Source organism: Thiofilum sp., assembly GCF_016711335.1.
Taxonomy (GTDB): domain Bacteria; phylum Pseudomonadota; class Gammaproteobacteria; order Thiotrichales; family Thiotrichaceae; genus Thiofilum.
Genome location: NZ_JADJTF010000001.1, coordinates 680809 through 707446, shown reverse-complemented (window position 1 = coordinate 707446; position 26638 = coordinate 680809). Strand labels below are relative to the sequence as shown.

At 46.5% G+C, this 26638-nt stretch carries 25 protein-coding genes and 1 tRNA gene; 19 read left to right on the top strand and 7 right to left on the bottom strand.

What is annotated here, in order from left to right; genetic code table 11:
* The 7 genes from tolA to IPL34_RS03320 all read left to right on the top strand — a co-directional run bounded on the left by tolA (position 1) and on the right by IPL34_RS03320 (position 7420).
* A complete protein-coding gene (tolA, locus tag IPL34_RS03350) occupies positions 1-2001 on the top strand; it encodes a cell envelope integrity protein TolA (RefSeq protein ID WP_296837694.1) in 2001 nt (666 codons plus the stop codon).
* A gap of 4 nt (positions 2002-2005) precedes the next feature.
* Positions 2006-3256: a Tol-Pal system beta propeller repeat protein TolB gene (gene tolB / locus IPL34_RS03345; RefSeq protein ID WP_296837691.1), complete on the top strand. Its 1251-nt coding sequence runs from the start codon at positions 2006-2008 to the stop codon at positions 3254-3256.
* Between the two features lie 41 nt (positions 3257-3297).
* Entirely contained in the window at positions 3298-4188 is an 891-nt protein-coding gene (gene pal, locus IPL34_RS03340; protein ID WP_296837689.1) for a peptidoglycan-associated lipoprotein Pal, read from the top strand.
* A gap of 6 nt (positions 4189-4194) precedes the next feature.
* Positions 4195-5163, top strand: coding sequence for a tol-pal system protein YbgF (ybgF, locus tag IPL34_RS03335; RefSeq protein ID WP_296837686.1), 969 nt, complete (start codon positions 4195-4197; stop codon positions 5161-5163).
* Between the two features lie 39 nt (positions 5164-5202).
* A complete protein-coding gene (locus IPL34_RS03330) occupies positions 5203-5409 on the top strand; it encodes a hypothetical protein (protein WP_296837682.1) in 207 nt (68 codons plus the stop codon).
* On the top strand, positions 5406-7265 hold the full coding sequence (locus IPL34_RS03325; protein WP_296837680.1) for an AAA family ATPase: 1860 nt from the start codon (positions 5406-5408) through the stop codon (positions 7263-7265). The genes IPL34_RS03330 and IPL34_RS03325 overlap by 4 nt, the downstream gene beginning before the upstream one ends.
* Before the next feature lie 82 nt (positions 7266-7347).
* A tRNA-Lys gene (locus IPL34_RS03320) sits at positions 7348-7420 on the top strand.
* 211 nt (positions 7421-7631) lie between these two features.
* Here IPL34_RS03320 and IPL34_RS03315 read toward each other — a convergent pair.
* The 3 genes from IPL34_RS03315 to IPL34_RS03305 all read right to left on the bottom strand — a co-directional run bounded on the left by IPL34_RS03315 (position 7632) and on the right by IPL34_RS03305 (position 11630).
* Positions 7632-8327 carry a hypothetical protein gene (locus IPL34_RS03315; RefSeq protein WP_296837676.1) on the bottom strand — a complete coding sequence of 232 codons (696 nt, stop codon included), beginning with the start codon at positions 8325-8327 and terminating at the stop codon, positions 7632-7634.
* Between the two features lie 237 nt (positions 8328-8564).
* Positions 8565-10520: an alpha-amylase family protein gene (locus IPL34_RS03310; protein WP_296837674.1), complete on the bottom strand. Its 1956-nt coding sequence runs from the start codon at positions 10518-10520 to the stop codon at positions 8565-8567.
* Between the two features lie 81 nt (positions 10521-10601).
* Positions 10602-11630 (bottom strand): substrate-binding domain-containing protein, encoded by a 1029-nt coding sequence (locus tag IPL34_RS03305; protein ID WP_296837671.1) that lies wholly within the window; start codon positions 11628-11630, stop codon positions 10602-10604.
* A 249-nt stretch (positions 11631-11879) separates the two neighbouring features.
* Between IPL34_RS03305 and IPL34_RS03300 the strand changes: the two genes are divergently transcribed.
* The 3 genes from IPL34_RS03300 to IPL34_RS03290 all read left to right on the top strand — a co-directional run bounded on the left by IPL34_RS03300 (position 11880) and on the right by IPL34_RS03290 (position 15080).
* Positions 11880-13511 (top strand): alpha-glucosidase family protein, encoded by a 1632-nt coding sequence (locus tag IPL34_RS03300; RefSeq protein ID WP_296837668.1) that lies wholly within the window; start codon positions 11880-11882, stop codon positions 13509-13511.
* 177 nt (positions 13512-13688) lie between these two features.
* Positions 13689-14762, top strand: a complete 1074-nt coding sequence (gene alr / locus IPL34_RS03295; RefSeq protein ID WP_296837665.1) for an alanine racemase — start codon at positions 13689-13691, stop codon at positions 14760-14762.
* A 108-nt stretch (positions 14763-14870) separates the two neighbouring features.
* Positions 14871-15080 carry a DUF1127 domain-containing protein gene (locus IPL34_RS03290; RefSeq protein ID WP_296837662.1) on the top strand — a complete coding sequence of 70 codons (210 nt, stop codon included), beginning with the start codon at positions 14871-14873 and terminating at the stop codon, positions 15078-15080.
* A gap of 85 nt (positions 15081-15165) precedes the next feature.
* Here the strand turns inward: IPL34_RS03290 and IPL34_RS03285 are convergent, their stop codons facing one another.
* Entirely contained in the window at positions 15166-16941 is a 1776-nt protein-coding gene (locus IPL34_RS03285) for an N-acetylglutaminylglutamine amidotransferase (RefSeq protein WP_296837660.1), read from the bottom strand.
* 91 nt (positions 16942-17032) lie between these two features.
* Between IPL34_RS03285 and IPL34_RS03280 the strand changes: the two genes are divergently transcribed.
* Positions 17033-17524, top strand: coding sequence for a hypothetical protein (locus IPL34_RS03280; protein ID WP_296837656.1), 492 nt, complete (start codon positions 17033-17035; stop codon positions 17522-17524).
* Between the two features lie 42 nt (positions 17525-17566).
* Positions 17567-17866, top strand: coding sequence for a site-2 protease family protein (locus tag IPL34_RS03275; RefSeq protein WP_296837653.1), 300 nt, complete (start codon positions 17567-17569; stop codon positions 17864-17866).
* On the opposite strand, the gene IPL34_RS03270 is transcribed toward IPL34_RS03275, so the two are convergent.
* Positions 17867-18646, bottom strand: a complete 780-nt coding sequence (locus IPL34_RS03270) for a transposase (RefSeq protein ID WP_296837650.1) — start codon at positions 18644-18646, stop codon at positions 17867-17869.
* A 181-nt stretch (positions 18647-18827) separates the two neighbouring features.
* On the bottom strand, positions 18828-19124 hold the full coding sequence (locus IPL34_RS03265; RefSeq protein ID WP_296837647.1) for a hypothetical protein: 297 nt from the start codon (positions 19122-19124) through the stop codon (positions 18828-18830).
* Positions 19125-19227: 103 nt separating this feature from the next.
* Here IPL34_RS03265 and IPL34_RS03260 point away from each other — a divergent pair, with 103 nt between their 5' ends.
* Complete coding sequence (locus tag IPL34_RS03260) at positions 19228-19644, top strand: hypothetical protein (protein WP_296837645.1); 417 nt, start codon at positions 19228-19230, stop codon at positions 19642-19644.
* Between the two features lie 81 nt (positions 19645-19725).
* On the opposite strand, the gene mscL is transcribed toward IPL34_RS03260, so the two are convergent.
* Positions 19726-20097 carry a large-conductance mechanosensitive channel protein MscL gene (gene mscL, locus IPL34_RS03255; RefSeq protein WP_296837642.1) on the bottom strand — a complete coding sequence of 124 codons (372 nt, stop codon included), beginning with the start codon at positions 20095-20097 and terminating at the stop codon, positions 19726-19728.
* Between the two features lie 301 nt (positions 20098-20398).
* On the opposite strand from mscL, the gene IPL34_RS03250 reads away from it, so the two are divergent.
* The 6 genes from IPL34_RS03250 to IPL34_RS03225 all read left to right on the top strand — a co-directional run bounded on the left by IPL34_RS03250 (position 20399) and on the right by IPL34_RS03225 (position 26554).
* Positions 20399-20986 (top strand): Fe-Mn family superoxide dismutase, encoded by a 588-nt coding sequence (locus IPL34_RS03250; protein WP_296837640.1) that lies wholly within the window; start codon positions 20399-20401, stop codon positions 20984-20986.
* Positions 20987-21219: 233 nt separating this feature from the next.
* A complete protein-coding gene (locus tag IPL34_RS03245; RefSeq protein ID WP_296843033.1) occupies positions 21220-22365 on the top strand; it encodes an aspartate aminotransferase family protein in 1146 nt (381 codons plus the stop codon).
* Between the two features lie 60 nt (positions 22366-22425).
* Positions 22426-23358, top strand: coding sequence for an ornithine carbamoyltransferase (gene argF, locus IPL34_RS03240; protein ID WP_296837637.1), 933 nt, complete (start codon positions 22426-22428; stop codon positions 23356-23358).
* Positions 23358-24131 carry an exodeoxyribonuclease III gene (locus IPL34_RS03235; protein WP_296837634.1) on the top strand — a complete coding sequence of 258 codons (774 nt, stop codon included), beginning with the start codon at positions 23358-23360 and terminating at the stop codon, positions 24129-24131. The genes argF and IPL34_RS03235 overlap by 1 nt, the downstream gene beginning before the upstream one ends.
* An 88-nt stretch (positions 24132-24219) precedes the next feature.
* On the top strand, positions 24220-25785 hold the full coding sequence (locus tag IPL34_RS03230; protein WP_296837632.1) for an MFS transporter: 1566 nt from the start codon (positions 24220-24222) through the stop codon (positions 25783-25785).
* Between the two features lie 187 nt (positions 25786-25972).
* Complete coding sequence (locus IPL34_RS03225) at positions 25973-26554, top strand: cadherin (RefSeq protein ID WP_296837629.1); 582 nt, start codon at positions 25973-25975, stop codon at positions 26552-26554.
* Positions 26555-26638: the final 84 nt, after the last annotated feature.

Here is a 26638-nt window from a genome sequence, read left to right as displayed (position 1 = left end):
ATGTTAAAAGAGTTACTTAAACACCCCAAAGCTTTAGCCATTGCCATTATTTTTCATATTTTGGTGGTGCTATTGCTGATTATTAGTTTTAACTGGCAACCTAAGCCTAAGGTTACTGATCAGCCCACTACGGTGCTAATGACCGAAGGGATTCAAACTCCCACGCAAACGACTCAAAGCAATTCCCCTCCTAATACCGCAGCGCAAACTAATCTACCTGATCGCTTACAAAGTTTGTCTGACCTACCTCCTTTAGAGCAGCAAAATTTACCAGAAGACACTAATCCGGCTGCTAAACAACAGCTAGAGCGTTGGGCAGAAGCAGAGCGTGCTAAACAAGAACAAGCTCGTTTAGAAACTGAACGTCAAGCGGCTGAGGAAGCAGCACGCCAAGCCGAACTAAAAGCCCAAGAAGAGGCACGTTTACAAGCACAAGCGGAAGAAAAAGCGCAGCAAGAGCAAGCACGAGCACAACAATTAAAAGCTGAGGTCGAGCAAAAGGCTAAAGCAGAAGCGGCAGAAAAAGCACGGGAGGAAGCCAGAGCCGAAGCGCGTCGAGAGCGTGAGCGTGAAAAGGCACGCGAAGACGCTAAGGCTAAAGCGGAAGCCGAGGACAAGGCTAAGGCAGAAGCGGCAGAAAAAGCACGGGAGGAAGCCAGAGCCGAAGTACGTCGAGAGCGCGAGCGCGAAAAAGCGCGTGAAGAAGCGAAGGCTAAAGCCGAAGCAGAGGAAAAAGCTAAGGCAGAAGCGGCAGAAAAAGCACGGGAGGAAGCCAGAGCCGAAGCACGTCGTGAACGCGAACGTGAGAAAGCCCGCGAAGAAGCCAAAGCTGAAGCTGAAGAAAAGGCCAAAGCAGAAGAACGTGACCGCGTAGCCGCTCGTATTGCAGCCGCTGAAGCCGAAGCTAAGCGTCGGGAAGAAGAACAGGCTAAAGCCATTGCCCGTGAGAAATGGCTAGCTAAAGAAGCAGAGCGCAAAGAGCGCGAGGCTGCCGAAGCTAAAGCCAAAGAAGAGGCAGAAGAAAAAGCTAGGGCAGAAGCCCGTGCTAGAGCGGCGGCTCGTGCAAGAGCAGAGGCAGAAGAAAAAGCCAAAGCAGAAGCTGAGGCCGAGGCTGAAATAGCCCGTGCCAGAGCAGCAGCCCGTGCAAGAGCGGAGGCTGAGGAGAAGGCTAAAGAAGAGGCAGAAGAAAAAGCCAGAGCAGAAGCTCGTGCTAGAGCTAATGCGAGAGCCAGAGCAGAGGCAGAAGAAAAAGCCAAAGCAGAAGCCGAGGCTGAAATAGCCCGTGCTAGAGCAATCGCTCGTGCTAGGGCGGAAGCGGAGGAAAAGGCTAAGGAAGAGGAAGAAGCCCGCGCCCGTGCGGAGGCAAGAGCTAGAGCCGAAGCCCGCGCCCGTGCCGAGGCGGAGGAAAAAGAAAAAGCTGAAGCGGATGCCGCTCGTGCTAGAGCCGCTGCTCGTGCACGCGCCGAAGCAGAAGAAAGGGCTAAGGAAGAGGAAGAAGCCCGCGCTCGTGCGGAGGCAAGAGCTAGAGCCGCTGCTCGTGCTCGCGCGGAGGCAGAGGAGAAAGAAAAAGCTGAGGCAGATGCCGCTCGTGCTAGAGCTGCCGCTCGTGCCCGTGCCGAAGCTGAGGAAAGGGAAAAAGCTGAAGCTGCCGCTGCTCGCGCCCGCGCTGAAGCAAGGGCCAGAGAGTCAGCTAGTGCCCGCGCTTCAAGCGGTGCAGACCGCCAAGCCTTAGATCGAGGTCAACGTGAATGGGCGCAACAAATTCGTCAGCGCGTGAGTTCTAACTGGATTGAGCCAGAAGAGACCTTTGGCATGCGGGCGACTATTGCCCTCAATGTACGTCCGCCGGGCTATGTCAAAAGCCTACAAGTAGCGAATTGTAGTGGTAGTCGCGCGTTTTGTGATTCATTAGTAGCAGCAATTAGAAAGTCTGAACCCTTTCCTAGACCGCGTTACGATGAGTTATATAACGAAGATTTGAGAATTATTTTTGAGCCATAACCTTATGAACTATCAAGCAATATTTAAGTGGATTATAGCGCTATGTGTCATGGCGACTACTTCGGTGTATGCCGCGATTGAAGTACGGATTACCGATGGGATCGATGAGGCCCTGCCGATTATGATCGCGCCTTTTGCCGGAGATGCTCAGGCGGCCAAAATTATTGAGGCTGATTTTGATCGTAGTGGACGCTTTACTTTGATTGATCCAGCGAAAGCCGGACAGCGCTTAGAATTGGGTAAGCCGTTTAATTTAGAGGTATTGCGCCGCTCTGGAGCGGATTATGTAGTGGTAGGAACACAAACCGATACTCTTACGGTGGAGCTGATTAATACCGCAAGTGGTGAGCGTGTGGCGGGCTATCGTATTCCACCCCATCCTAATAGGCGGCGTATGGCGCACAAAGCAGCGGATTTATTGTTTGAAAAGATGATCGGGATTCGTGGGGCATTTGATACCAAGATAGCTTATGTCGTGGCGAATGGGGTGGCGGGTAATCAGACTTTTCAGTTAATGGTGGCGGATGCCGATGGTTATAACCCCCAAGTGGTGATGCAATCGAATAAACCGATTTTGTCTCCGGCATGGTCACCGGATGCACGCTTTTTAGCTTACTCGTCCTTTGAAAAAGATCACTCGGCTGTGTTTATTCAAGACCTTAGAAGTGGGGATAAACGGGTATTGCTCTTGTATGAAGGTACGAATGGAGCACCTGCGTGGTCACCGGATGGCTCACAACTCGCAATTAGTTTAACCGATGAGGATAATACGGACATTTACGTGGTCAATGTACGTAATGGCGCGATTAAACGGGTGACTCAAGACCGAGCTATTGATACTGAGCCGGCATGGGCGAGTAATAATACGATTATTTATACCTCTGATCAGGGGGGTAAGCCGCAGCTTTATCAGACTACCGTAGGTGGGGGTGATGGGCAGCGGATTACTTTCCAAGGGGATTACAACGCTGCACCTAGTATTGTAAAGAATAAGATCGGTATGGTGCGCTCACTAGGCGCGGGTTTTAAGATTGCGATTATGAATGCTTCTTCTAAAGAGAGTGCTACGGTGTCTAAAGGTGGTTCAGATGAATCCCCTTCCTTAGCACCGAATGGAGCGATGGTGGTTTATGCCACTCGTGCAGGGGGTAGGGAGCAATTAGCGGTATCGAGTGATAATGGTAAATCGCGCCAGTTTTTACCTATCCAAGGGGGATCAGCTCGTGATCCTGCTTGGTCGCCTTATTTACCCTAAACGTTCGTTATAATAATTGAACCAAGTCAAGGACTTATGCTATGCGTATAAAGCAATTTTCTATTTTGACCGTATTAGTTGCTGGGGCTTTAGGGGGATGTGCACAGCAAAGTACAGCCCCATTAGAAGCTAATGCCTCCACTATGACGACTGAGACTACTTATTTAGAGGGCGCTAATGGTGCAGGAATGGGTGGTGTCGGAGGTCGTGGTGGACAAGGTGGACAAGGCGGACATCAAGGACGTGGGGGCAGTGGCACGAATACTAGCGGTTATGATAATGGCAGTGGGGTAGGTTATGACGCTTATGAAGCGGAACGCCGTAGAGCTGCGGCTGAACGTGCACGGCAAGCGGAGTTAGCGCGACAACGTGCCGCTGCAGCGGCTGCCGCACGTGTTCGTCAGCAACAAGCCAACCGTGGCGGCGGAAGTGGGATAACAGGTCAATACGGTTCAGGCGGTCAATATGGTACTAACCAATCAGGTCAAGCGGGGGCTGGTCAATACGGTTCAGGTGGTCAGTACGGTAATAATCAGTATGGTGCGGGCGGTAATTATAATAATCAAGGCGGTAACGGGGGAATTGATGCTGGATTATTAGCGCGTCGCGTGGTCTATTTTGATTATGACCAGTCGTCTATTAAGCCTGAGTACATGGCAATTCTGGATGCTCATGCTAATTACTTACGTGCTAATCCTAATGCACAAATCCGCTTAGAAGGGCATGCGGATGATCGTGGTTCACGCGAATATAATTTAGCTTTATCCGAGCGCCGTAGCATGGCTGTGCGTGATTATATGTCGGTACGTGGAGCCAGTGCAGCACGTATGAATACCATTGGTTACGGCGAAGAAATGCCAGTTAGATTAGGTCAAGATGAAGAGTCTTGGGCACAAAATCGTCGTGTGGAGATTAAATATATTGGAGAATAATCCACCATGAAGAAAACAATAATAGGTTGGGTGTTAGGGGGCTTAGTCGGTGGGGTGGCAACGCAAGTTGCTGCCGCTCCGGTAGATAATGAGGCAGCCGCACAACTATTAAATCGGCTGAATCAGCTCGAACAAGAAGTGCGTAATTTACGCGGGCAAAATCAAGAATTACGTCATCAAGTCGAGACTTTGCAACAGCATCAAAAAGATGGCTTTTTGCAAGTGGATGAACGGGTACAAAAATTAGAAGTTCCTGCGGATAAACCCGTGCGTTCGGAGCGCGTTCAACCTATACAGCCTCCTGCTCCAGCACCCGCACCCGTACCGAGTGCTAGAATAGAACCCATCGTAAGTGCAGAAGGCATTACTATTCCAGATCCTGCTAATAGCCCAGAGGTGGGTGTGGGGCGTGCAGAAAATATTAGCCCCAACAGTCCCGATAGTTATTATTACTATGGTACGGAAACAGCGGCAGATACCCGTGCAGATAAACCCATTAAACCAGTCACTCAGCCCGCAGCCACCTCATTGCGCAGCTCTGACGTGACACCGAGTGCACCTTTAATACCTGCTAATGAGGCTCAAACCGATGTCGCAGCCGGTGATGCTTATAATACGGCTTATAAATTATTATTAGCACGTCCAGCCCAAGCCGTGCCCGCCTTTGAGGAATTTTTAAGGCGTTACCCGAATCATCCTTTGGCTGCTAATGCCCAGTATTGGTTAGCAGAGGCATTATATGCGCAAAATAACTATGCCCGTGCTGCGGATGAGTTTATGAAGGTATTACAACGTTATAAAAATAGTGCTAAAGCGCCCGATGCTGCCTTAAAAATGGGTTATGCTTTTTATGAGCTAAAACGTTGGGAAATGGCACGTCAATCCTTAGAAGATACGGTGGAGTATTTCCCTAATAGTAATGCAGCCCGTTTGGCGCAGGCGCGAATTGAGCAAATGACAAGTGAGGGGTTTTAGTTCAGCAGCACTTTAACCCTACCCGCACGAGGTACGTTTATGTCTTATCAGCCAACACCTGATTGGTATACGACTTTAATGCCACGGACGGCGGCGGGTCGACGGTTTTTGGAGTTTTGCAAAACCGACCGTTTGATCCAACAACAAACACTCATGTTTGATAGCAAATTATATTTGCAAGCAGTCAGTTATGCCCTGACCCAAATCGATACTGTGAGCCAGCTTGAACAGGAAGCAGGCTCATGATGGTTCAAGCGCTTCAGGCGCAAAATTTTCGACAATTTCTCCATCTCAATATTCAATTAATCCCTGCTAGTGGCGTGCTGTTGGTGGTCGGTGGTAATCAAACGGGTAAAAGTGCTATTGGTGAGGCGATTACTTTTGCCTTATTTGGTTTAACAGATCGCATCAGTACCAAAACCTTACATCAATTAGTGCGCTGGGGACATGAAGAAGCCATAGTGCAGCTTGCCTTTCAGATTAATGATAAAACCTTACTGATTGAGCGCACCATCAGCGCGGCGGGGCATATGAGTGTAGTGCTTTGGGATCGTGCTACGGGGCAAGTGATCGCTGATGCTGCCCATCGGGTTCAGGCGGTATTACAAAATTTATTAGGCTATGGCTATAAGGTTTTTAGCCAAACCTTTTATTGGAGTCAGCAGCTTACGGAAGCGCCTAATGCCGATTTAGAGGCGATACAAGCGATGGCAGGGGTGCAAATTTATCAGCAAGTTCATGATTTGATTGAGCATGATGCCCGTATTGCTTTATCTGAATCGGAGCAAGTAGAAAAGACTTTGCAAGAGCATCAAGCACAATTAGCCCAAGGTGTGATCGATCCCTTGCGCTTAAAGTGGCTACAAGAAACGCAGGCTGAGTTATCGGGTTCTCAAGAGCAGCATTATGCGCTAGCCGAGCAAATCACTGAGGAGGCGCAACATTATGAAAAGCGCTATCCCATCTATCATCAGATCAAGCGCCAAGTTAATTATCTGCTCTGGGGGGCTGGAGTCTTATTAGTATTGATGCTGATGTTATTGTTATTAGTCACGTTAAGTATTGAGTTTCCTCAGTGGCTTACTGCGTCTTTAGCAGAGTATTCCCATCCGGTTATTTGGGGGACTGTGTTATTAGGTGGTGCGGCGGCTATAGCCGCTTTTTTTGCCTATCGTTTAACGAATGAGGAATTAAACCCGCTACATAGCAAGGTAGGTTTATTAGCTCAGCGCCTTTATACGGGGTATCGTATGATGAGTCGTTCTTTGTATGAGCTATTACATCCTGCAACGGTTGATTGGTTACGCGAGAAACAATTAGCCCCTGAAAGCGCTGACATGCTGATGGATATGTACTCCTTAGCTAACTGGTCGCATAAGGTAGAGAGCTATACGATAGAGCCGACAGACTTGCGTCATATTGCAGATGGTCTGGTGGTTAATCTACAGCGGCGGCAGCAAGCATTAAGCCTATTAGTATCACGTATTAATGATGATATTCATCGTGAGCAAACGAAAACGCACGATATTCAATCCTTACAGCAGCAGCAATTAGAGCGCCAAATGGCGTTTAAAATGGCTCAGACTCAGTTACAAATTCAAATTATGGCACAGGGGTTGGTGAGTCGTGCCCATCAGCAGGCGGCTCAACGTTTTAATAGTGCTATTAATCACAGCGCCCGTTCCTATATTGAAGCCATGACCGAAGGGCAGTATCAAGGTGTAGAGTTAGCTGAGGATTTGATGCTGTATGCGCTACATGAACCAGCGCAATCGCGTACTCCTTTTAAAGTGCTCAAAGTGGAGGCGCAACGTCAGATGGCGATGGCTTTGCGTTTGAGTTTGGCGCGAGCACTAGCAGTAAAGCATGGAGCGAGTTATTACAGTTTGTTTTGGGACGCACCTTTAGTGAATTTTCATGAGCCTAGTTTGAGTGACACGTTACAGCATTTAAACGCCTTAAGTGCTCAACTGGCTATTCAGCTATGGATTACTTTGCCCTATCTACCGGAAAAGAGCGCTGGTTTGGTGTTACTAGACTGTAGATCGGGGGACGACGTGTTAGATATTAAACCAATGCTCTTGGGTGTGGACGGGGAATGAATAATTTATATTCAAACTGCAAAAAAATCCAAAAATGACTTGCAACTGAATCTAAGTTGTGTAGAATACGCAGCCTCAAGACGGGTCGTTAGCTCAGTCGGTAGAGCATCTGACTTTTAATCAGGTGGTCGCGCGTTCGAGTCGCGCACGACCCACTAGTCTTTAAAGCCTTGTAAATAAATAGTTTACGGGGCTTTTTTATTTGGGGATTCAGTAACAAAATAGCTTGTTTTTTTGTATAGCCGCTGAAAGATTACGGGTTTGATTCGATCCCGCAAAATTATTTTTCGGAGCACAAAAATACCAAGGGAGTTCATTACCCCTTCAATGAACTCCCTTGTGTTGAGATAGCTAGCTAATCACTGATTAGCACCAGCTACCGCCTTTGATGCCGCCGCTTTTGCCAGAAGAATGTTCGTTGGACACAAAGCTACCGCCTTTACTGCCACCGGCTTTAGATTTACCGTCATCACAGTCATCAGCGCCACCTTTTGAGCCACCACCGTGACCGCCGCCGATACCCATACCACCAGCACCGCCGCGCCCGCCGCCGATACCACCAGCTTCGCCACTGTGACTGCCACCCATACCGCCAGCACCACCGCGACCGCCACCGATACCGCCAGCACCACCGCCGTGACCACCCCCGATACCACCAGCACCTCCCATTCCGCCGTGACCACCGCCACCTACAGAAATTGAAATGGAACCAGAAATGCCACTATTGCCGCCGTGACCACCGCCAATGCCACCCATACCGCCAAAGCCAGCACCACCCATACCACCACCGAAGCCGCCGATACCACCCATACCGCCAAAGCCGCCGCCGTGACCGCCACCGATACTACCCGCACCGCCGTGACCACCACCAAAACCAGCACCACCCATGCCGCCACCTGCGCCGCGTCCACCGCCTACGCCGCCCATACCACCACCATGACCGCCACCGAATGCTTGAGCAAAACTATTGACAGCACCTTGATTAGGAGCAGCAGGCCCAGAAGTAGAACCAGAGCTAACACTAGATCCTATAACGCTATTGCCAGTTACTGAATTGGTCATCTTTATTCTCCATCACGATTAATTAATTTTATAGTCGATACTGTCTGCGCTTGGGAACAAGGCGATTTAAGTAGTATCTGTAGGGGAATGTAGTTTTGGATTGTGCAAACAAATCACAAAACTTTCGATCTTAAGATGAACGCTTACTTAATAGAGATAAGTGGTAATGGTGATTTATTAACAATAAAAAGCAGAGATTACTATCCATTGAATAGTAATCTCTCAGGGTGATAAGAGTTAGCTTAATTGATTACTCAACCAATAAAAGCCTTTCGCAGGAACAGAAATCAGATGCTTATTAATCAGTTGCAGCGCTTGTTGACTATATAAATCATACAGTGCCTCACCTTTCCAACCGTGTTGAGCAAGGTAATTTAAATTAAAATGATGAGCACGATCATCAAAATTAGCCACGATAAATAGAGGTGCTTGTGTGCCACTCAAGTCTTTACAAGCAAACACTAAAAGGTGGTCATTATCCTGATCTACTAATATTCGATTATTGAGGTCTGCCAAGATAGGTAGTTGCTTACGCAATGCAATCAGATGTTGTAAAGCGCTAAAGATCGCTTGTTGAGGGTTAGCCGTGGTGAGTAGTTGTTGAATACGCTCCCATTGCAATTGAGGGCGGTGCATCCAGCGATTATCACTCGCTTTGGTGGGATCATTGAGATAGTCGTGGTCATTAAGTGTGGCTAATTCATCACCGTAATACAGTAAAGCTATGCCACCATAAGACATCATCAAAGCATGTAGCGTAATAATGAGGTTTTGCGCCTGCTCAATTGCTACCAGATCATTAGATTCTAATGCCGCTTCTAAACCCGCTAGTGAGGCGAGCGAGCCTGAAATACGCGCATCTCCGGTTTTAGGATTACTACCAAAGGGAGCACCTCGTGCAATCGAGTTGGGGTACTGTCCGGTTAAATAGTCGAGTAAGTAACGACGATGTGGCAAGGGGTTAAAGCCAGCACGCACAATATCTTCATCACTAAAGCCTAAGCCAATATCATCATGACAACGCACATAATTCAGCCATGTTGTACCCATAGGTTTAATAGGTAAATGCTTGAGGGTATTAGTCAGTACTTTAGTATTACGGGTGGCGACTGCATCCCAAAGCAGCGCCATAAAGGTGGCATTATAGGCAATATCACATTCCTGAGTGCCCGGTGTACCGAAATATTTCATAATTTCATGCGGGGCTACAATCGCCTCAGCAATAAACAATACGCCGGGGGATACGATTTGGGCGCAGGCTTTAAAGAGCTGGAGTAGGGTATGCGCTTGGGGAAGGTTTTGACTGGTAGTGCCGATTTGTTTCCAAATAAAAGCGGGTGCATCGAGGCGTAAAATATCCGCGCCCTGATTTGCCCAATGTAAAATGATCGAGGTCATTTCACGGAATACCGCTGGGTTGGTGTAATTCAAATCCCATTGGTAATTATTAAAAACGGTCATGACCCATTGTTGTAAAGCCTCATTCCAAGTGAAACTACCGGGGGCGGTCTCAGGGAAAATTTCTGGCAGAGTACGTTCAAACTGGTCAGGTATTTTGCGATCTGGATAGCAGTAGTAGTAATCCTGATAGTTCTTATCCCCTTGACGGGCGCGTTCTGCCCATTCGTGCTCATCCGAGGTGTGGTTAATCACCACATCCAGCGTTAGGAGCATTTTTTCACGTCTTAGGGTGCTGGTGAGCTGATTAAGTTGGTCTTGCGTGCCAATGCGTCGATCCACTTTGCGAAAGTCACTCACTGCATAGCCGCCGTCATTACTCCCCAGTGGGCACTGCATTAAAGGCATAATATGAATCATATTCACGCCTAGCTGTTGCAGATAACCCACTTTGCTCGTGACGCCTGCTAGTCCTCCTGCAAAGCGATCAGCATAGAGTGCCATCCCTACCCAGTGTTGACTCAAAAACCATTGAGGGTTTTGTTCGCGCTCTAGATCAAGCTGCTTGAGGGTATTAGAGCGTTCTAGGTAGCTGGCTAATAAGGCTTGCACTAATTGAGTGAGTTGCGCTTCTAGATCCGCTCTTTGCCCATAGAGCGAACAATAGCGGCTATAAATCTCAGGAAAGTGTATGCCTAAGCGAGTATAAAAAGGTTGGAGTTGCTTACGACCTAAGGTATCACTGAGCGTAGTAATGATACGCTGCAAAACGGCGTGTGCTTGGGATGAGTACATAGTAAATCCGTGCCTAGCGATGTTGTGTGAGCTTGCATCATAAAGGCACGGTACGATTTTCTGCAAGCGTTTTGAATAGCTTCAAACTCGTCTAGGGCGAGTAGAGCTGCGCATCACTAATTCTACTTCCAAAACGCGTTGAACTTTAGCCATAAGGGGATCATTTTGTTGAATATTATGCTGGAGCATTTGTGCCACCTCATAACCAGCGGGTCTAATCGGTGAGTAGATAGTCGTTAGGGGAGGATCAAACTTATCCGCCGCCAGATAAGGCAAACCATCATCATGCGCAATCAATGAAATGTCCCGACCGGGTTCGAGACCGTGTTGGCGAATAGCGCGTAACGCGCCTAAAGCGTGAATCATGCTGGTCATCACAAAAGCACTAGGGCGTGGCTTGAGCATAAGCATTTTAGCCACGGCAATAAACCCGTCCTCTTCACGCATACCGCTATTTGAATAAGTCAGAGCAGGGTCATAGCTAATCTGATGTTGCTCCAATGCTGCTTTATAACCTTGATGACGATCATGAGCAAAGGTAAGGCGCTCATCCCCATTGATTAAACCAATACGTTCATGTCCTAAATCCAATAACAGGCTAGTAGCCTTAAAAAAAGCACCCTTATTATCAATATCCAAATAACTGTAGGGGAATTCACAAGCAGTACGCCCATGTACCACACAGGGAAAACCCGATTGAGCTAAACGCGCTACCCGCTCGTCCTGAAGCAAAGGACTGCTAATCACCATTCCATCCACACGCCCCGAAAGCGCGAGCTGAGTGTAAGCATCGAGTTCCGCATCGTAATTAACAGGCAGGATAGTAATATCCATATGATGCTCATTCAGGTAATAAGCCAGCCCTGCTAAAAACTCGCTAAAGGTCGGTTCTGCCAAGAGATTTTGCTCCATAGGCAGTATCAGCCCGATATGACCGGTGCGACCCGTCGCCAGCGATTTAGCATGCGGGTTCGGTCGATAATTTAATTCTCGAGCAGCTTCTTGTACACGCTGACGGGTTTTTTCATTAACCTCAGGGTAGCCGTTGAGAGCACGGCTAATAGTGGTTTGTGATAATCCCAGCCGCTGAGAAAGGGCTTTAAGACTCATAAAGTTCAGTTTTTTAGTTACACACGGCTTGATTTTAGCCCTAAATTAGGGCGGGTTAAAGGGACACTATGAGCTTACTTAATACTATTTGCGCGAACTATTAATTTTAAACCGATTTAAAAACTAGCCATTAGTGGTATATTAGGTTTTTAGCACGAATACTTGTAAGCTTCAAAGCGCTTTAAAAAGCGTACTGAAGCAGTATAATGTCTTGGAATGTAAATAAAATTAGCTAAGAGGTAAGTGATAATGACTGAGCACAAACAGTTTCGGCAACTGGGGGGCGCGTCTGATTGGTGGAAAGGTGCGGTGATTTATCAGATTTATCCTCGATCCTATCAAGACACTAATGGCGATGGAGTGGGCGACCTACGCGGTATTATTAATCGTTTAGATCACATTGCCACTCTCGGTGTGGATGCCATTTGGATTTCTCCCTTCTTTAAATCCCCGATGAAAGATTTTGGTTACGATGTCTCTGACTATCGTGATGTCGATCCTTTGTTTGGTTCTCTGTCCGATTTTGAGGAGTTGCTGAATAAAGCGCATGCTAAGGGCTTACGTATTCTTATTGATTTAGTGCTGTCTCATACCTCTGATCAACATCCTTGGTTTAAGGAAAGTCGTCAGTCCGCTGATAATTCTAAGGCCGACTGGTATGTATGGGCAGATGCTAAAGAAGACGGCACGCCCCCCAATAATTGGCTGTCTATTTTTGGAGGTTCGGCGTGGGAGTGGGAAACGCGGCGACGTAAATATTATTTACATAACTTCTTAACCAGCCAGCCCGATCTCAATTTCCATCATCCTGAAGTGCAGGATGCCTTATTGGATATGGTACGGTTTTGGCTCGATATGGGAGTGGATGGTTTCCGTCTCGATACCGTTAATATGTATGTGCACGACAAGCACTTACGTGATAACCCACCCATTGGCGATAAGTGGGTAAATGGTATTGACCCTACTAATCCTTATTCACGCCAAGAGCCTAAGTACAATATTACTCAGCCCGAAAACTTATTATTCTTGGAGCGCTTGCGTAAGCTCATGAACGAGTATCCGGCTGTTACCACCGTAGGGGAGCTGGGGGCGGTTACGGATATGTATGGATTTATTGCCCAATATACGGAAGACGGCAAACGTATCCATATGGCGTATAGCTTTGATTTCATGACCCCAGAATATAGTGCCGAGCATATTCGCGGTGTGATTACGCGTATGCAAGAGCGGGGTGGTACAGGCTGGCCCTGCTGGGCGTTTTCTAATCATGATGTACCTCGTGTCGTGACGCGCTGGGGACAAGGAGCGCAATCGGGTGCAATGCTCGCCGCATTACTCACCAGTATTCGCGGTAGTGCGTGTTTGTATCAAGGTGAAGAGTTAGCGCTACCTGAAGCCACGGTTCCTTTTGAGGATTTACAAGATCCGTTTGGGATTCGGTTCTGGCCCGATTACAAGGGACGTGATGGTTGCCGCACCCCTATTCCTTGGGAGGCGCAACAGCCTTATGCGGGCTTTTCAAGTGCTAAACCTTGGTTGCCCATCCCCGCCGAGCACTTACCCCGTGCAGTAAGTGAGCAAGAGCAACAAGAGTCGTCTGACTTGAAAAAAATTCGTACCTTTTTGAATTGGCGCAAAACCCAACCTGCTTTAGTGCAAGGCAGTTTAAGCTTTGTCGATACACCTGACACCTTAGTGGCATGGGTGCGTGAAGCTCAGGGTAATAAGGTTTTGTGCGTGTTTAATTTAACTGCTGAAGTACAAACTTATACTTTACCCGCTAATGCCACGGCTTTAACAGGGCATGGTTTTGCTACGGTGCAACAAGGTAATCAGGTGTCATTAGGCGCATACCAAGCTTTCTTTGCTCAATTGAACTAATAGTCTTGGTAGTGAAAACTGTTATTTAAGTATTGAGAGGTTTTTTAATAGTTTATTCTCCTGCTAAGATTAGCCTCAGCCATTGCATTAATAATAACCAATGGTTGGGGCTTTTTTTCTGTTTACCCCTTAGCTAATCATAATAATTTTTTAGCACGATTCTTCAAGGAGCTTGCCATGCGTCCAGCGCGTGCACTTATTAATCTCAAAGCACTGCATCACAACTATCACTATGCTAAGTCACTCGCACCACACTCTAAGGCTGCCGCGATTATTAAAGCGAATGCTTATGGGCATGGGGCTATAGTGGTGGCGCGAGCCTTACACGATGCGGATGCATTTGGGGTCGCTTGTATTGAAGAGGCTTTAGAACTACGCGAGGCAGGGATTACTCAACCTATTGTATTACTAGAGGGAGTGTTTACGCCGGATGAGTTGCCATTAGCCGCTCGGTATCAGCTTATGGTGGCGGTGCATTGTGTAGAGCAAGTGATATGGTTGGAGCAGGCTAAACTCATACAACCTCTAGCGGTCTGGTTAAAAATAGATACAGGTATGCATCGTTTAGGGTTTGCTCCTGAGCAGGTAGCCAGCATTTATGCACGTTTAAATGCGTGCAGCCACGTAGCGACTATTACCTTAATGACCCATTTCGCACGCGCCGATGAGGTGGAGTGTGAGGCTACTACTCGACAAATAGAGCGTTTTAACAAGGCTATTCAAGGTATAGACGCTCCTCTGAGTATTGCTAATTCACCCGCTATTTTAGCGTGGCCTAAGGCACGTTTGGATTGGGTGCGTCCGGGGATTATGTTGTACGGTGCGACTCCTATAGCGGAGGATTTGGCGGTATCGCAAGAATTACAGCCGGTTATGACTCTAGAGTCCGCTTTAATTTCGGTGCGTGAATTAGATGTGGGCGAAAGTATTGGCTATGGCGCACGTTTTACCTGTGAACAGCCTACTCGTGTGGGGGTAGTAGCGATGGGGTATGCCGATGGCTATCCACGTCATGCGGTCGATGGCACTCCGGTTGCCGTCAATGGGGTGCGTACTCGTATTATTGGGCGGGTATCGATGGATATGTTAACAGTAGACTTGACACCGTTACCGCAGGCTAAAGTAGGTGATCGAGTAGAGTTGTGGGGTAATATGGTATTGGCTAATGAAGTAGCAGCCCATAGTCAAACTATTGCTTATACCTTATTTACGGGCATTACTCGGCGTGTACCTTTGGTGTATCAGTATTAGAGTCTATTAATATTAAGAAAAACTAACTCATAGTCGTATTAAATCTCGTTTGTTGCGATGCAGCATCGAGCTTATAATCTAGGAAAATAATAAAACAAGGAAATTACTATGAGTACTATTATTAGTTTAATCGCCACTTGGTTCAAACCGAAAGCTACTGATGCCTCTGCTATTAGCGAGCGTGAAGTTCGCCAAGCGGTTGCTGAATTGAATGCCTTAGATGATCGTGAACTAGAAGAGTTAGGTTTAACACGTAGCAATATAGAATATGCAGTGCGCTATGGTCGTCCACAAGATCAATTGAATCAAGCGGCTTAAGTTTTATTTCAAATCCAATGTCGAGGCAAACCTAGGTGTTTGCCTCAGCACAAGCACTAATCAGCCTGCTGAATCAGCCTTTGAGCTAAATCCCCATAGTCTGTAGCCACATTTCTAACAATGCCATATGCCACAACTTACTCCCTTTAATGCGAGTTAAATGCACTTCAGGCTGAGCTAATACCTTATCAAGATAAGATGTTTGGTATAAGCCCCGCTCTCTAGCACGTTGGGAGTGCAATAAATCACGCATCATATCCAAAAACTCGCCGCGTACAAATTTCAAAGCAGGTACGGGGAAATAACCTTTAGGACGATCAATCACACTATCGGGTACCTGTCCACGCGCAATTTTTTTCAGAATATATTTACCGCCCTCACGCAGTTTTAATTCGGGTGGCATTTGTGCCACTAGTTCAACCAGCTCTTGATCCAAGAAGGGTACACGCGCCTCTAAACCCCAAGCCATCGTCATATTGTCTACCCGTTTCACCGGATCATCGACAATAAAAGTGGTCACATCGGCTCGTAATACTGCATCTAAATGCTCATCTGCATAGGGCGTCTCTAATAACTCTCTTACTAATTCGCCTGTGTAATCATAGGTATGGAAAGGAGACTGAAGCATCTCAGCCATTTCATTATGGTCACGATCAAAATAATAGGGCGCAAAGCGCTGCAATCTATCAATCTTTTGATCTTGATGAGTTTGCGGATACCAAAAATAACCCCCGAATACTTCATCCGCGCCTTGACCCGATTGCACGACTTTAACGTGTTGGGAGACTTGTTCGGATAATAGATAAAACCCAATAGCGTCTTGTCCAAACATCGGTTCAGCCATATTAGCCACCGCTTCAGGTAGACGCTTTAGAGTTTGTTCGTTGGGGATATGGAATTTATGATGATTAGTATTGAAACGTTCAACTACTACATCGGAGTATTCGTATTCACTGCCTTTTTCTTCCGGCTGATCATCAAAACCAATGGTGAAGGTACGAATATCTTTGATACCAATTTCATCCAGTAATGCGACCAAAAGACTGGAGTCCAAGCCACCGGATAATAAGACTCCAACCGGAACATCGGCAATATTATTGCGTCTTCGCACCGCAACACGTAACGCTTCATGAATAGATTCAATCCAGTCTGCTTCTGAGCGTGATTCAGCGGGACGCTTAGCGACTAGGTTCCAATAGCGTTTTAGTTCTTGGCGACCGTCGGCGTGAATAGTCAGGCTATGTGCGGGTGGCATTTTGCGTACACCCTTTAAAATAGTACGCGGTGCAGGCACAACGGCGTGGAGTGAAAATAGATTATGTAAGGCGAGCGGATCGATATTGGTATCAATATTCGGGGTGGCAAGTAAGGCTTGAGTATTGGAGGCGAAACGCAAGGCTTTTTGATCCTGCGCATAGTAGAGCGGTTTAATGCCCATACGATCACGCGCTAGAAATAGCGTTTTCGCTTTCATGTCCCAGATAGCAAAAGCAAACATACCAATCAAATGTTTAGGTGCATCCTCGCCCCACTCGGCATAGGCCTTAATAATGGTTTCGGTGTCGCCATCAGAGAAAAAGTGATAGCCCTTGGCTTGTAGTTCAGCGCGTAGTTCAGGGTAGTTATAAATTGTGCCATTAAATACCAGTGCTAAGCCTAGCTCAGCATCGACCATCGGTTGGCTGGATTTATAGGAAAGGTCAATAATAGAGAGACGGCGATGACCAAACGCTAAAGGGCCATCGGAAAAACTACCTGCGTGATCAGGGCCGCGTTTTTCGAGTTTAGCCATCATAGCGTTGATATGGTGTAAATCCGGTACTTGACCATCAAAGCGTAATTCGCCGCTGATTCCGCACATAATTATTATTGCCTGTTAGTCGTAAGGCTAGAGATTATGACGTGCTCTATGGCTTACAATCAAATGGTGTGTAGGGTAAAAGGGTTTAGATATGAGCGAAAACAATACCAAATCATCCAAAGCAGGTTGGATTGCTGGCATCAGTGCTATTGCGACCTTATTAGCTGCTTTAGGGGTTAATCAGTTTTTTCCTAAATTAGTGGATCAATGGCTGACTAAGCCTAGTCATGAGCTACGTTACGATGGTTTTTATAAAGAACAAGAAGCAGTGGATACTGATGAGGCTACAGACTATTTACGTTTTTATCCCGATGGGCGAGTGATTAATAGCTCGGTAGTAAGCAGCGCCAGTGCCGGCGAGGTAGTCAATTGGTTTAATAAAAACCATCAGTGGGCAGGTAAGGGTACTTATGTCAAAACACCAGAGGGTACGATTGAATTTGTAGTGAAGCACCTTACAGGTGAAGTAGCCTATCAAGGTCAAGTAGCAGGGAATACCTTAAATTTCCATGTTAAAAGTCGCATTAATCAACACGAGTCCGACAAAACCTATCAATTTATGGAAACGCCTAGCGCTAATTAGTGCCTAATAGAGTCAGTTATATAGTTGCTAAGGAAATGAGCCATGCGCATTGATCAACGCCATCACGATGTACGCCCCGCAGATCGTACTGAAACCGTTATTGTCTATGCTTTAAGCTTTATTTTTTTAGGTGGCCTAGTCGCTGAGCTATTAAGTAATTATGAACCTCGTAAGTTAGCTGCTGTTTTGTTTGTCTTATGGTGGATGCCTTTAGTGCTATGGCATGAATGGGGTCATGCACTCATGGCGAGGCTTTTAGGCTGGCGTGTAGGGCATACCGTGATTGGGTTTGGTAAGGTGATATTAACACTTCGGACAGTTTACGCGGCGATAGCACCATAATTACATAGGTCTGCGAAGGCTGGGCTGGATTTTATGGCGCTGAAGTCGAGTTTTAAGTGGCGAGAAAAGCGTTCGAGCAGATGGGCATTGAAGTGGCGGATCTTCCCACTGGCAACGGAGAGGACACTGCGCCCGTTGCCCCCTGGCATCCCAGTTCTGCTGGCGATCTTCCAGCCGGAGCAGGTTAAGTGCCGTCAGTGAGGTATTGAAGTGGAAATCCAGCTTTTCTTTGCGGGTCGTTTGGCAGTCACACAGCCCGGTGTGTTGCTTGGCATCCCGGAACAAAAATTCTATCTGGAAACGCGCTTGGTAGTAACGCAGGATGTCTAATGCAGGGCAATCCGTGTCGGTACTGAACAGCAGTGCGCTAGCGGTCTTGCCGTTTGCTTCGCGCACCAGATAGACGATGCGCACTATCTGTTTGAACGTCGGGCTGTTAACAGTAGCGGTGTAAACACGCTGCCCGTCCAGCTCTCCGACCCGTTCAAAACGTGATAAGTCGTCAAAACTGACTTTGCCGCTGTACTGGCGGTGACGACCCTTGGGTTTTTGTGCGCCCGTGTACAGCCACCGTAAGTCGGCGTCCTGACGTAACTTGCTGATCAAATGCAAGTTGAGTTCCCTGATGCCACTGACAAACTTAGTTTTGGCATAAAAGCTATCCGCGACGAGATAACGGATGCCACACCCCAGCAGGACTGTGATGGCGTGTTGAAGCTGTCCAAGGTAGCTATCCATCCGCGTGGGGAGCGGCGCACCAACGAAGGGTGGGTGTTTCACCTTGGTTTTGTCTTTGGTGTTGGCGGGTTGGCTTTGACCCTTGCGGGTTGAGCGCGGCAACGTAGGCGTTTGGCGGGCGGATAAGGTGTAAGTAGTGTGTTGTGGGTCACGTCCACCAGCGCTAACAAGGATAATTCTTGTCCGCGTTGCGCCTGCCCCTGTGAGCCGTTCCAAAACCAGTCTAGTCATAACTCTTGCGCCCGCTTTTAGGCACGAAACTGGCATCAATAGCCGCAATACGTTCCCCCTTGCCATGCAGGACATCCTGTAAGATCAGCAGGTTGAACGCTAGAAAATCAAAGGAACGTGAAAACCAGCGTGAAAAAGTCTTTTCATGGCAGTCACTGTAACGTCCAAGGTTGCGGAAGTTGACACGGCTGGGCAGGTACATCAGCGCATTGAACAAGGTCAGCAAAAACTGGCGCTGCGGTTTCGCCACACTGGACATTTGGCTCAGAATCGTTTCTATTGTGGACATGGAAGCTTCTGGGGTGAGGGGTTGTTATCGTGGTTGACGACATCTTCCCACACTGGAGGCTTCCAGCCTATTTTTCAATCATGCCCAAACTGTCCGAAGTATTGTGATATACGAGGGGCAATTATTAGGTGCGCCTTTAGAAATCAGACGCTTCCCGATTGAAGGGTTTGTGCAAATTGCACCTTTAAGTACCACAGGGGCGCGATGGAAACATGCCTTGATTTACTTTGCTGGTCCCGGCATTGAGTTATTGCTGTTTATTGTGATTGTATTGGCTTTAGGGGGCGCTGACTTTTTTGTGATTGAAGATGATTACCTTAAATTAGCCCTACAATCTTTAGCTTATGCAGCATTGGTGGGGGCGGTCATGAATCTGATTCCCTTAGGGATTGTGACCCATGAGGGCGAGACACCTAATGATGGTATGGGGATTATTAGAAGCTTATTGAGTAGTGATAAAGACTATCAACAGTGGGTAGATCAAACACGTTTGGCTAATCAACATCATCCTATTGATTAAAATAGACGAGCAAAGGTATGAGGCTAAGCCCTACGATTAATATAGTAGTTAGGGTAGGGCTTTAGAGGTGATGCTTGATTATTATTTAGTTTTTAATAAATCACGGATTTCTGTGAGTAATTGTTCTTGAGTAGGACCAGCAGGGGGAGGTGTGGCTGGTTTTTTTAATTTATTCATTGCCTTAATAACCATGAATAACACAAATGCAATGATGGTGAAGTCAATCATGGTTTGTAGGAAAGCACCATACTTAATGACCACTTTGTCAGTGAGAGGTAACACTAACTCAGAGAAATTTACGCCACCAATCAACATGCCAATAGGGGGCATCAGAACACCATCTACTAGCGAACTGACGATTTTGCCAAACGCAGCACCAACGATCACACCGATAGCTAGATCGACTACATTGCCTTTCATGGCAAATTCTTTAAATTCACTCAACAAACTCATGCAAATACTCCAATTAAGTTAAAAAAATATTAGCTACTAGGTAGCAATTTGAGACTAGCTTAGCTTGGTCGTTTTTGCTTTGAGTTTGGTTTAGCTAGATTAAAAATTTTTCTCAAGTCTTGTAAGCAGCTTTATTTTTATGCATAAAAAACTCAGCACAGCCCATCATTAGGTTTGAGACGATACTGAGCGTAATTCAATATTCAAACACTGGCTTATTGCACCCTCAGTGTGAATTGCCTATCTTACGGGCTGCATGAATCGAATCGATGTATTTTTAGTACTTGAAGGAGTATTTACTATGGCGTTTACATTACCCGAATTGCCTTTTGCTAAGGATGCTTTAGCTCCTCACATGTCAGCCGAAACTTTAGACTATCATCATGGCAAGCATCACAATGCTTATGTGACTAACCTCAACAATTTGGTTCCGGGTACTCAGTTTGAAAATATGTCACTAGAAGAGATTGTTAAATCAGCGCCTGCGGGTGGTGTGTATAACAATGCGGCTCAAGTGTGGAACCATACCTTTTTCTGGAACTGCTTAAAACCTAATGGCGGTGGTACTCCTAGTGGCGCATTGGCAGACGCTATTAATGCGAAATGGGGTTCTTATGATGACTTCAAAAAGGCTTTCCAAACCTCAGCCGTGGGGAATTTTGGTTCAGGTTGGACATGGCTGGTGAAAAAGGCTGATGGTTCAGTCGATATTGTGAATATGGGGGCTGCGGGCACTCCATTAACAACAGGTGATAAAGCCTTATTAACTATTGATGTATGGGAACACGCTTATTACATTGATTATCGTAATTTACGCCCTAAATTCGTTGAAACGTTCTTAAATAGTTTAGTGAATTGGGATTTTGCCGCAGCGAACTATGCCGCTTAAGTAATAGGATCAAGCTATTGAGCTTGTTTTGGTGCAGAGAGAGGAAAAAGTAATAGGTTATAGCTAATTTTGCACTTTGATAGTGCTAACCTCTTGACAAATTTGTATTTTACTGATTGACACCATAATGCAATTTCAGTAGCATTGCCCCTTTACTGCAAGGCAGCCACGCTTGGCTGCCTTTGCTGTTTCTGGAGGTCATACGGAGGTTAGCCGTGACAAATAATGCTTTAATGCCCACTTATGCTCGTTTGCCTATTACCTTTGTTAAAGGTGAGGGTGCTGTCTTATGGGATAACGAAGGTAAATCCTATTTAGATGCGATTTCCGGTATTGCAGTTTGTAATATTGGGCATGCACGACGAGAAGTGGCTGAAGCAATTTGTGACCAAGCGCACACCTTAGTACATACTTCAAATCTTTATAATATTCCTAATCAAGCCGCCTTAGGTGAAAAGCTGTGTGCCTTATCCGGTATGGAGCAGGTGTTTATTGCCAACTCTGGCGCTGAGGCGAATGAGGCGGCGATTAAACTAGCGCGTTTTTACGGCAATCAAAAAGGTGTGACTTTACCGACTATTGTGGTCATGAGTAATGCCTTTCATGGTCGCACGCTAGCTACGGTCACTGCTACGGGTAATCCTAAAGCTCAAGCAGGGTTTGCTCCCTTAGTGCAGGGCTTTATTCGTGTGGAATATGGTAATGCCGATGCGGTCGCTGCCTTAGATGATCCTAATATCGTCGCGGTTTTGGTTGAGCCTATTCAGGGCGAGGGCGGGATTCGTATTCCCGCTGCGGATTATTTACCGCGTTTGCGTGCTTTATGTGATGAGCGCGGTTGGTTATTGATGCTGGATGAGATCCAAGCAGGTTTATGCCGCACCGGTAAATGGTTTGCTTTCCAACATACGACTATTAAACCGGATGTCATGACCTTAGCTAAAGCCTTGGGTAATGGTATGCCGATTGGTGCTTGCTTAGTAGCGGGTAAAGCGGCGGGACTATTTGGTCCGGGGAATCACGGGAGTACCTTTGGTGGTAATCCTTTGGCTTGTCGTGCAGCGCTCACGGTACTAGAGGTGATGGAGCGTGATCAACTGGCTCAACGCGCCGTTGAAATGGGTGAGTATTTATTAGCAGGCTTTAAGCAAGCACTGGCTAATGTCAAGGGTGTGAAAGAGATTCGCGGTAAGGGTTTGATGTTGGGTATTGAACTGGAGCGTGAGTGTGGTGAGTTAGTCAAGCAAGCCTTAGCTAAGGGTCTGCTGATTAACGTTACAGCGGGTAATGTGATCCGTCTATTGCCACCCTTGGTGCTTTCTAAAGCACAAGCTGACCAAATAATAACAACCGTCACGGGATTGGTAACGGCGTCTTGACGCCTTACCCTTAAGCGATCTAAGCCCTGAGAGGCTTAGAAGCTGGAGAGGAAGTACAAAATGGAACCGATTAGACATTTTTTGTCACTCAATGATTTTTCTTTGACTGAACTAAACTACGTCATTACCCGCGCAATTGATCTCAAAGCCTCCACTAAGCGCGGTCACTACGAAACGCCTTTAAAACATAAAACCTTAGCGATGATTTTTGAGAAAGCCTCAACGCGTACTCGTGTATCGTTTGAAGCAGGTATGACGCAGCTAGGGGGGCATGCCATGTTTTTATCACCTCAAGATACTCAACTGGGACGCGGTGAGCCTATTGAAGACTCGGCGCGGGTGATTTCGCGTATGGTCGATGTGGTGATGATTCGCACCTTTGAACAAGCTAAGGTGGAGTTATTTGCTGCGCACTCGCGCGTACCCGTGATTAATGCTTTAACGGACGAATATCATCCCTGCCAATTATTAGCCGACTTAATGACGTGGCGTGAGCAGCGCGGTAGTCCACAAGGTAAGACAGTAGCATGGGTTGGCGACGGTAATAATATGTGCCATTCATGGATGGATGCGGCGCGTATTTTTGACTTTCATCTGAAGATCTCATGCCCTGCTGGTTATATGCCTAAGGCTGATATTGTGGCGCGTAATCAGGACTTTGTGACTCTGTGTGCCTCTCCGCAAGAAGCCATTAAAGATACCCATGTAGTAGTAACGGATACTTGGGCGAGTATGGGGCAAGAGCATGAGAAAAAAGCGCGTGAAGTAGCTTTTGCTGATTACCAAGTAACCGATGAACTCATGGCATTAGCGCATCAAGACGCTATTTTTATGCATTGTCTACCCGCTTACCGAGGGTCAGAAGTGGCTGCTTCAGTGATTGATGGCCCACAAAGTGTGGTGTGGGATGAGGCAGAAAATCGTTTGCATGTGCAAAAAGCCCTATTAGAAGTATTGGTCTGTGGCTTTCCTAAGCTATTGAGTGCTGCTTAATGCTACGCGTCGCCTCATTTAATGCTAATGGTATTCGCTCGGCGGCTAGTAAAGGTTTTTTTCAGTGGATGCGGGCGGCTGATTTAGATGTTGTGTGTATTCAAGAGACTAAGGCACAAGTTCATCAATTAGCCTCTGATCCGCAGTTTTACCCCGAAGGCTATTCTTGCTATTACCATGATGCTGAAAAGAAAGGCTACAGCGGTGTAGCGATTTATAGCCGTGCTAAACCCGACGCTATTATTACTGGCATGGGCAACCCTGTTTTTGATAGTGAAGGACGCTACATCGAGGCGCAATACGGCGATCTTAGTATTGTGTCCTTATATTTGCCATCGGGTTCTTCGGGAGAGGAGCGTCAGGCGTTTAAATATCAATGCATGGATTACTTTACCCAATGCTTAGTCAGCATGGGGCAAAGTGGACGGCGTTATATTATTTGCGGTGATTGGAATATTGCGCATCAGCCCATTGACTTAAAAAATTGGAAGGCTAATCAAAAAAATTCAGGATTTTTACCTGAAGAACGAGCTTGGCTCGATAAGCTTTTTAAGGAGCTAGGTTTTGTTGATGCATTTCGGGCAGTGAATCAAGAGGCTGGGCAATATACTTGGTGGTCTTATCGCGCTAATGCTTGGGCTAAAGATGTGGGTTGGCGTATTGATTATCAGATCGTATCCGAAGCCTTAAGCGCACAGGTGCAAGAGGCTTATATTTATAAAGCCGAGCGTTTTTCCGATCATGCTCCTTTAGTCATAGACTACGCTGTTTAAATAACAACAGGGTGTAGGGCTAGTTCCTCGTATGAGAGGGGGTAGCTATCTTTTGTATAGTTTGATGATTTATCAGGGCTAAGCACTTATGGCTAATCAAATTCCTGCGGCTACCGATTCTATTGCCTCTACTCCTGAGTCTGATTTGGTTTGGTATAAGGCGCTCTTGCAGCCTCAAATAGGCATTATGCTGCTCTTGGGTTTTTCAGCAGGCATTCCTATTTTATTAATTTTCTCATCCTTGTCGTTGTGGTTGGGAGAGGCAGGGGTTGAGCGTAAGGCGGTGACTTTTTTTAGTTGGGCCGCCTTAGGGTATTCATTTAAGTTTGTTTGGGCACCTTTGGTAGATTGTTTACCGATTCCTTATTTAAATCGCGCTATGGGGCGGCGGCGTTCTTGGTTATTAGTGTCACAACTGTTAATTATGCTGGCTATTCTTTTAATGGCGAGTATCGATCCTGCTCTAGGTCAAGAGCATTTGGTATGGATGGCGTGGGCTGCCGTATTATTGGGTTTTTCTTCAGCGACACAAGATATTGTCATTGATGCCTATCGCATTGAAGCAGCAGAGACTCGCCTTCAAGCGCTGATGTCTTCAGCTTATATTGCAGGTTATCGGGTCGGTATGGTGGTTGCTGGCGCGGGAGCGCTGTGGTTAGCGGCGAGTTTGGGTTCTAAAAAAGGCGAGTATCTTTATAATGCTTGGCAATGGACTTATGTGGCTATGGCAGCCGTTATGCTCATTGGGGTAGCAACTACGCTTTGGATTAGAGAGCCAGCGCCTAAACAAGCATCTGTACAAGTTTACTCGACTTGGGATTATTTGCGCTTAGTGCTGGTGTTTGGTCTTGCAGTCAGTGGTTTTGTCGGAACCTTTTTTATTGCAGCAGGTGCTTTTGATTATTTGGGGTCACTGACAGACGGTAGACCTTTGGCGGGCTTTCTGGTGGAAATTTTACGTTTTATCACGGCTATTTTAGTGGCTGTGTTAGTGGGTTGGGTATTGGTACGCTTAAATGCAGTGAATCGTGGCATGGCTCATAGTTCATGGGTTGCGCCTATTGCCGAGTTTTTTCAGCGTTATGGGGTTAAGACAGCACTGTTATTATTAGCGCTCATTGGCTTGTATCGGATTAGCGATATTGTAGCAGGGGTCAGTTCCAATGTGTTTTATCAAGACTTAGGGTTCTCAAAAGAGGAAATTGCTACAGCCGTTAAGACCTTTGGGGTAATTGTCAGTATTGCAGGCGGTTTTTTGGGCGGGATTTTCGCCAGTTGGTTAGGGGTGATACGGGCTTTGCTCTTGGGCGGGCTATTAGCGGCACTGTCTAATTTAGTATTTGTTTGGTTAGCGTATAGCGGCAAAGATCTATTAATCATGTATCTAGCCATTACCGCTGATAATTTAGCGGCAGGGTTTGCTAGTGCAGCCTTTGTGGCTTTTTTATCGGCATTAACCAATGTGTCGTTTACTGCTGTGCAATACGCTATTTTTAGCTCGTTAATGACTTTGATTCCTAAAGTGATTGGCGGCTATGCGGGCACGATTATCGATGCGATGGGTTATCCTTGGTTTTTTTCTTTTACCACGCTTATTGGTATACCGGTGTTGCTCTTAGTATTGCTAGTGCAGCGCTATGTTAAGGTGGAGTGAAATCTGCAAGAGGTATGAGCACAGTGAGACTATAAGAGCTAGCCTTCTGTCGACTCAAGGTTAGAAAGAGCAGATAAGCTGTTATTCGATGCCTCCGCAAGTCAGTTAATCATTTTATTTTATACTGGTATTTGATAAGCTTTTAGAGTCAGACGAACAAATCTAAATCTCATCATTGGGAGTAATAATGAAAACTAATAAGTTCCTGAGCGCTGCAAGTTTTTGTGTGGGTATCTTGTTAAGCGCACTATCAACTGCTGCTATGGCTGATCAAGTACTAGAGTACAGTATTAAGATGGCCGAGGATAAAGAAACCTATCAAGTAGTGATGCGTCCTACCGCTACACCAACACCTGATATTAGTCTCACAGGTCAAGTAACCTTACGTGTACCTCATGCGGCTAATTTCCAAGTCGGTACCGTGACTAGCACCGTTGAAGGCTCTGATTGGATTGAAGCATCACGCGTAGATGCACCCGTGGAAAATGCTAATTATGACTATATTTCATTTTCCTTCGTAGGTTTACGTGCGAATAGTGCTCATAACTATGCGTGGAAAGAAGGCGAAGAAAAAGTCATCTTCTCGTTTAAATCTACTAATGGCTGCGTTGAAGGCGTTGATTTAATGCCTGTCGATGATCCTTTCAATGTCACCAATAACTCAGTCAATACCAATCCGGGTAATCAATTTACTAATTTAGGTTGGGGCGGTGTAGGCGAAAATAATTATAAAGGTAATTACGGCTCAGCTATTACTTGTGCTAAGTAATTTGACCTTGGAAGGGTGAGGTTTGGCTTTATCCCCATCCCTTGCCTGACTTGCGAATAATCATAAAAAATATGAGAGAGTCTT

Bases quoted from the DNA above. Each gene is read 5' to 3' on its own strand.
- tolA (WP_296837694.1), top strand. From the start codon at position 1: ATGTTAAAAGAGTTACTTAAACACCCCAAAGCTTTAGCCATTGCCATT.
- tolB (WP_296837691.1), top strand. From the start codon at position 2,006: ATGAACTATCAAGCAATATTTAAGTGGATTATAGCGCTATGTGTCATG.
- pal (WP_296837689.1), top strand. From the start codon at position 3,298: ATGCGTATAAAGCAATTTTCTATTTTGACCGTATTAGTTGCTGGGGCT.
- ybgF (WP_296837686.1), top strand. From the start codon at position 4,195: ATGAAGAAAACAATAATAGGTTGGGTGTTAGGGGGCTTAGTCGGTGGG.
- IPL34_RS03330 (WP_296837682.1), top strand. From the start codon at position 5,203: ATGTCTTATCAGCCAACACCTGATTGGTATACGACTTTAATGCCACGG.
- IPL34_RS03325 (WP_296837680.1), top strand. From the start codon at position 5,406: ATGATGGTTCAAGCGCTTCAGGCGCAAAATTTTCGACAATTTCTCCAT.
- IPL34_RS03315 (WP_296837676.1), bottom strand. From the start codon at position 8,327: ATGACCAATTCAGTAACTGGCAATAGCGTTATAGGATCTAGTGTTAGC.
- IPL34_RS03310 (WP_296837674.1), bottom strand. From the start codon at position 10,520: ATGTACTCATCCCAAGCACACGCCGTTTTGCAGCGTATCATTACTACG.
- IPL34_RS03305 (WP_296837671.1), bottom strand. From the start codon at position 11,630: ATGAGTCTTAAAGCCCTTTCTCAGCGGCTGGGATTATCACAAACCACT.
- IPL34_RS03300 (WP_296837668.1), top strand. From the start codon at position 11,880: ATGACTGAGCACAAACAGTTTCGGCAACTGGGGGGCGCGTCTGATTGG.
- alr (WP_296837665.1), top strand. From the start codon at position 13,689: ATGCGTCCAGCGCGTGCACTTATTAATCTCAAAGCACTGCATCACAAC.
- IPL34_RS03290 (WP_296837662.1), top strand. From the start codon at position 14,871: ATGAGTACTATTATTAGTTTAATCGCCACTTGGTTCAAACCGAAAGCT.
- IPL34_RS03285 (WP_296837660.1), bottom strand. From the start codon at position 16,941: ATGTGCGGAATCAGCGGCGAATTACGCTTTGATGGTCAAGTACCGGAT.
- IPL34_RS03280 (WP_296837656.1), top strand. From the start codon at position 17,033: ATGAGCGAAAACAATACCAAATCATCCAAAGCAGGTTGGATTGCTGGC.
- IPL34_RS03275 (WP_296837653.1), top strand. From the start codon at position 17,567: ATGCGCATTGATCAACGCCATCACGATGTACGCCCCGCAGATCGTACT.
- IPL34_RS03265 (WP_296837647.1), bottom strand. From the start codon at position 19,124: ATGTCCACAATAGAAACGATTCTGAGCCAAATGTCCAGTGTGGCGAAA.
- mscL (WP_296837642.1), bottom strand. From the start codon at position 20,097: ATGAGTTTGTTGAGTGAATTTAAAGAATTTGCCATGAAAGGCAATGTA.
- IPL34_RS03250 (WP_296837640.1), top strand. From the start codon at position 20,399: ATGGCGTTTACATTACCCGAATTGCCTTTTGCTAAGGATGCTTTAGCT.
- IPL34_RS03245 (WP_296843033.1), top strand. From the start codon at position 21,220: ATGCCCACTTATGCTCGTTTGCCTATTACCTTTGTTAAAGGTGAGGGT.
- argF (WP_296837637.1), top strand. From the start codon at position 22,426: ATGGAACCGATTAGACATTTTTTGTCACTCAATGATTTTTCTTTGACT.
- IPL34_RS03235 (WP_296837634.1), top strand. From the start codon at position 23,358: ATGCTACGCGTCGCCTCATTTAATGCTAATGGTATTCGCTCGGCGGCT.
- IPL34_RS03230 (WP_296837632.1), top strand. From the start codon at position 24,220: ATGGCTAATCAAATTCCTGCGGCTACCGATTCTATTGCCTCTACTCCT.
- IPL34_RS03225 (WP_296837629.1), top strand. From the start codon at position 25,973: ATGAAAACTAATAAGTTCCTGAGCGCTGCAAGTTTTTGTGTGGGTATC.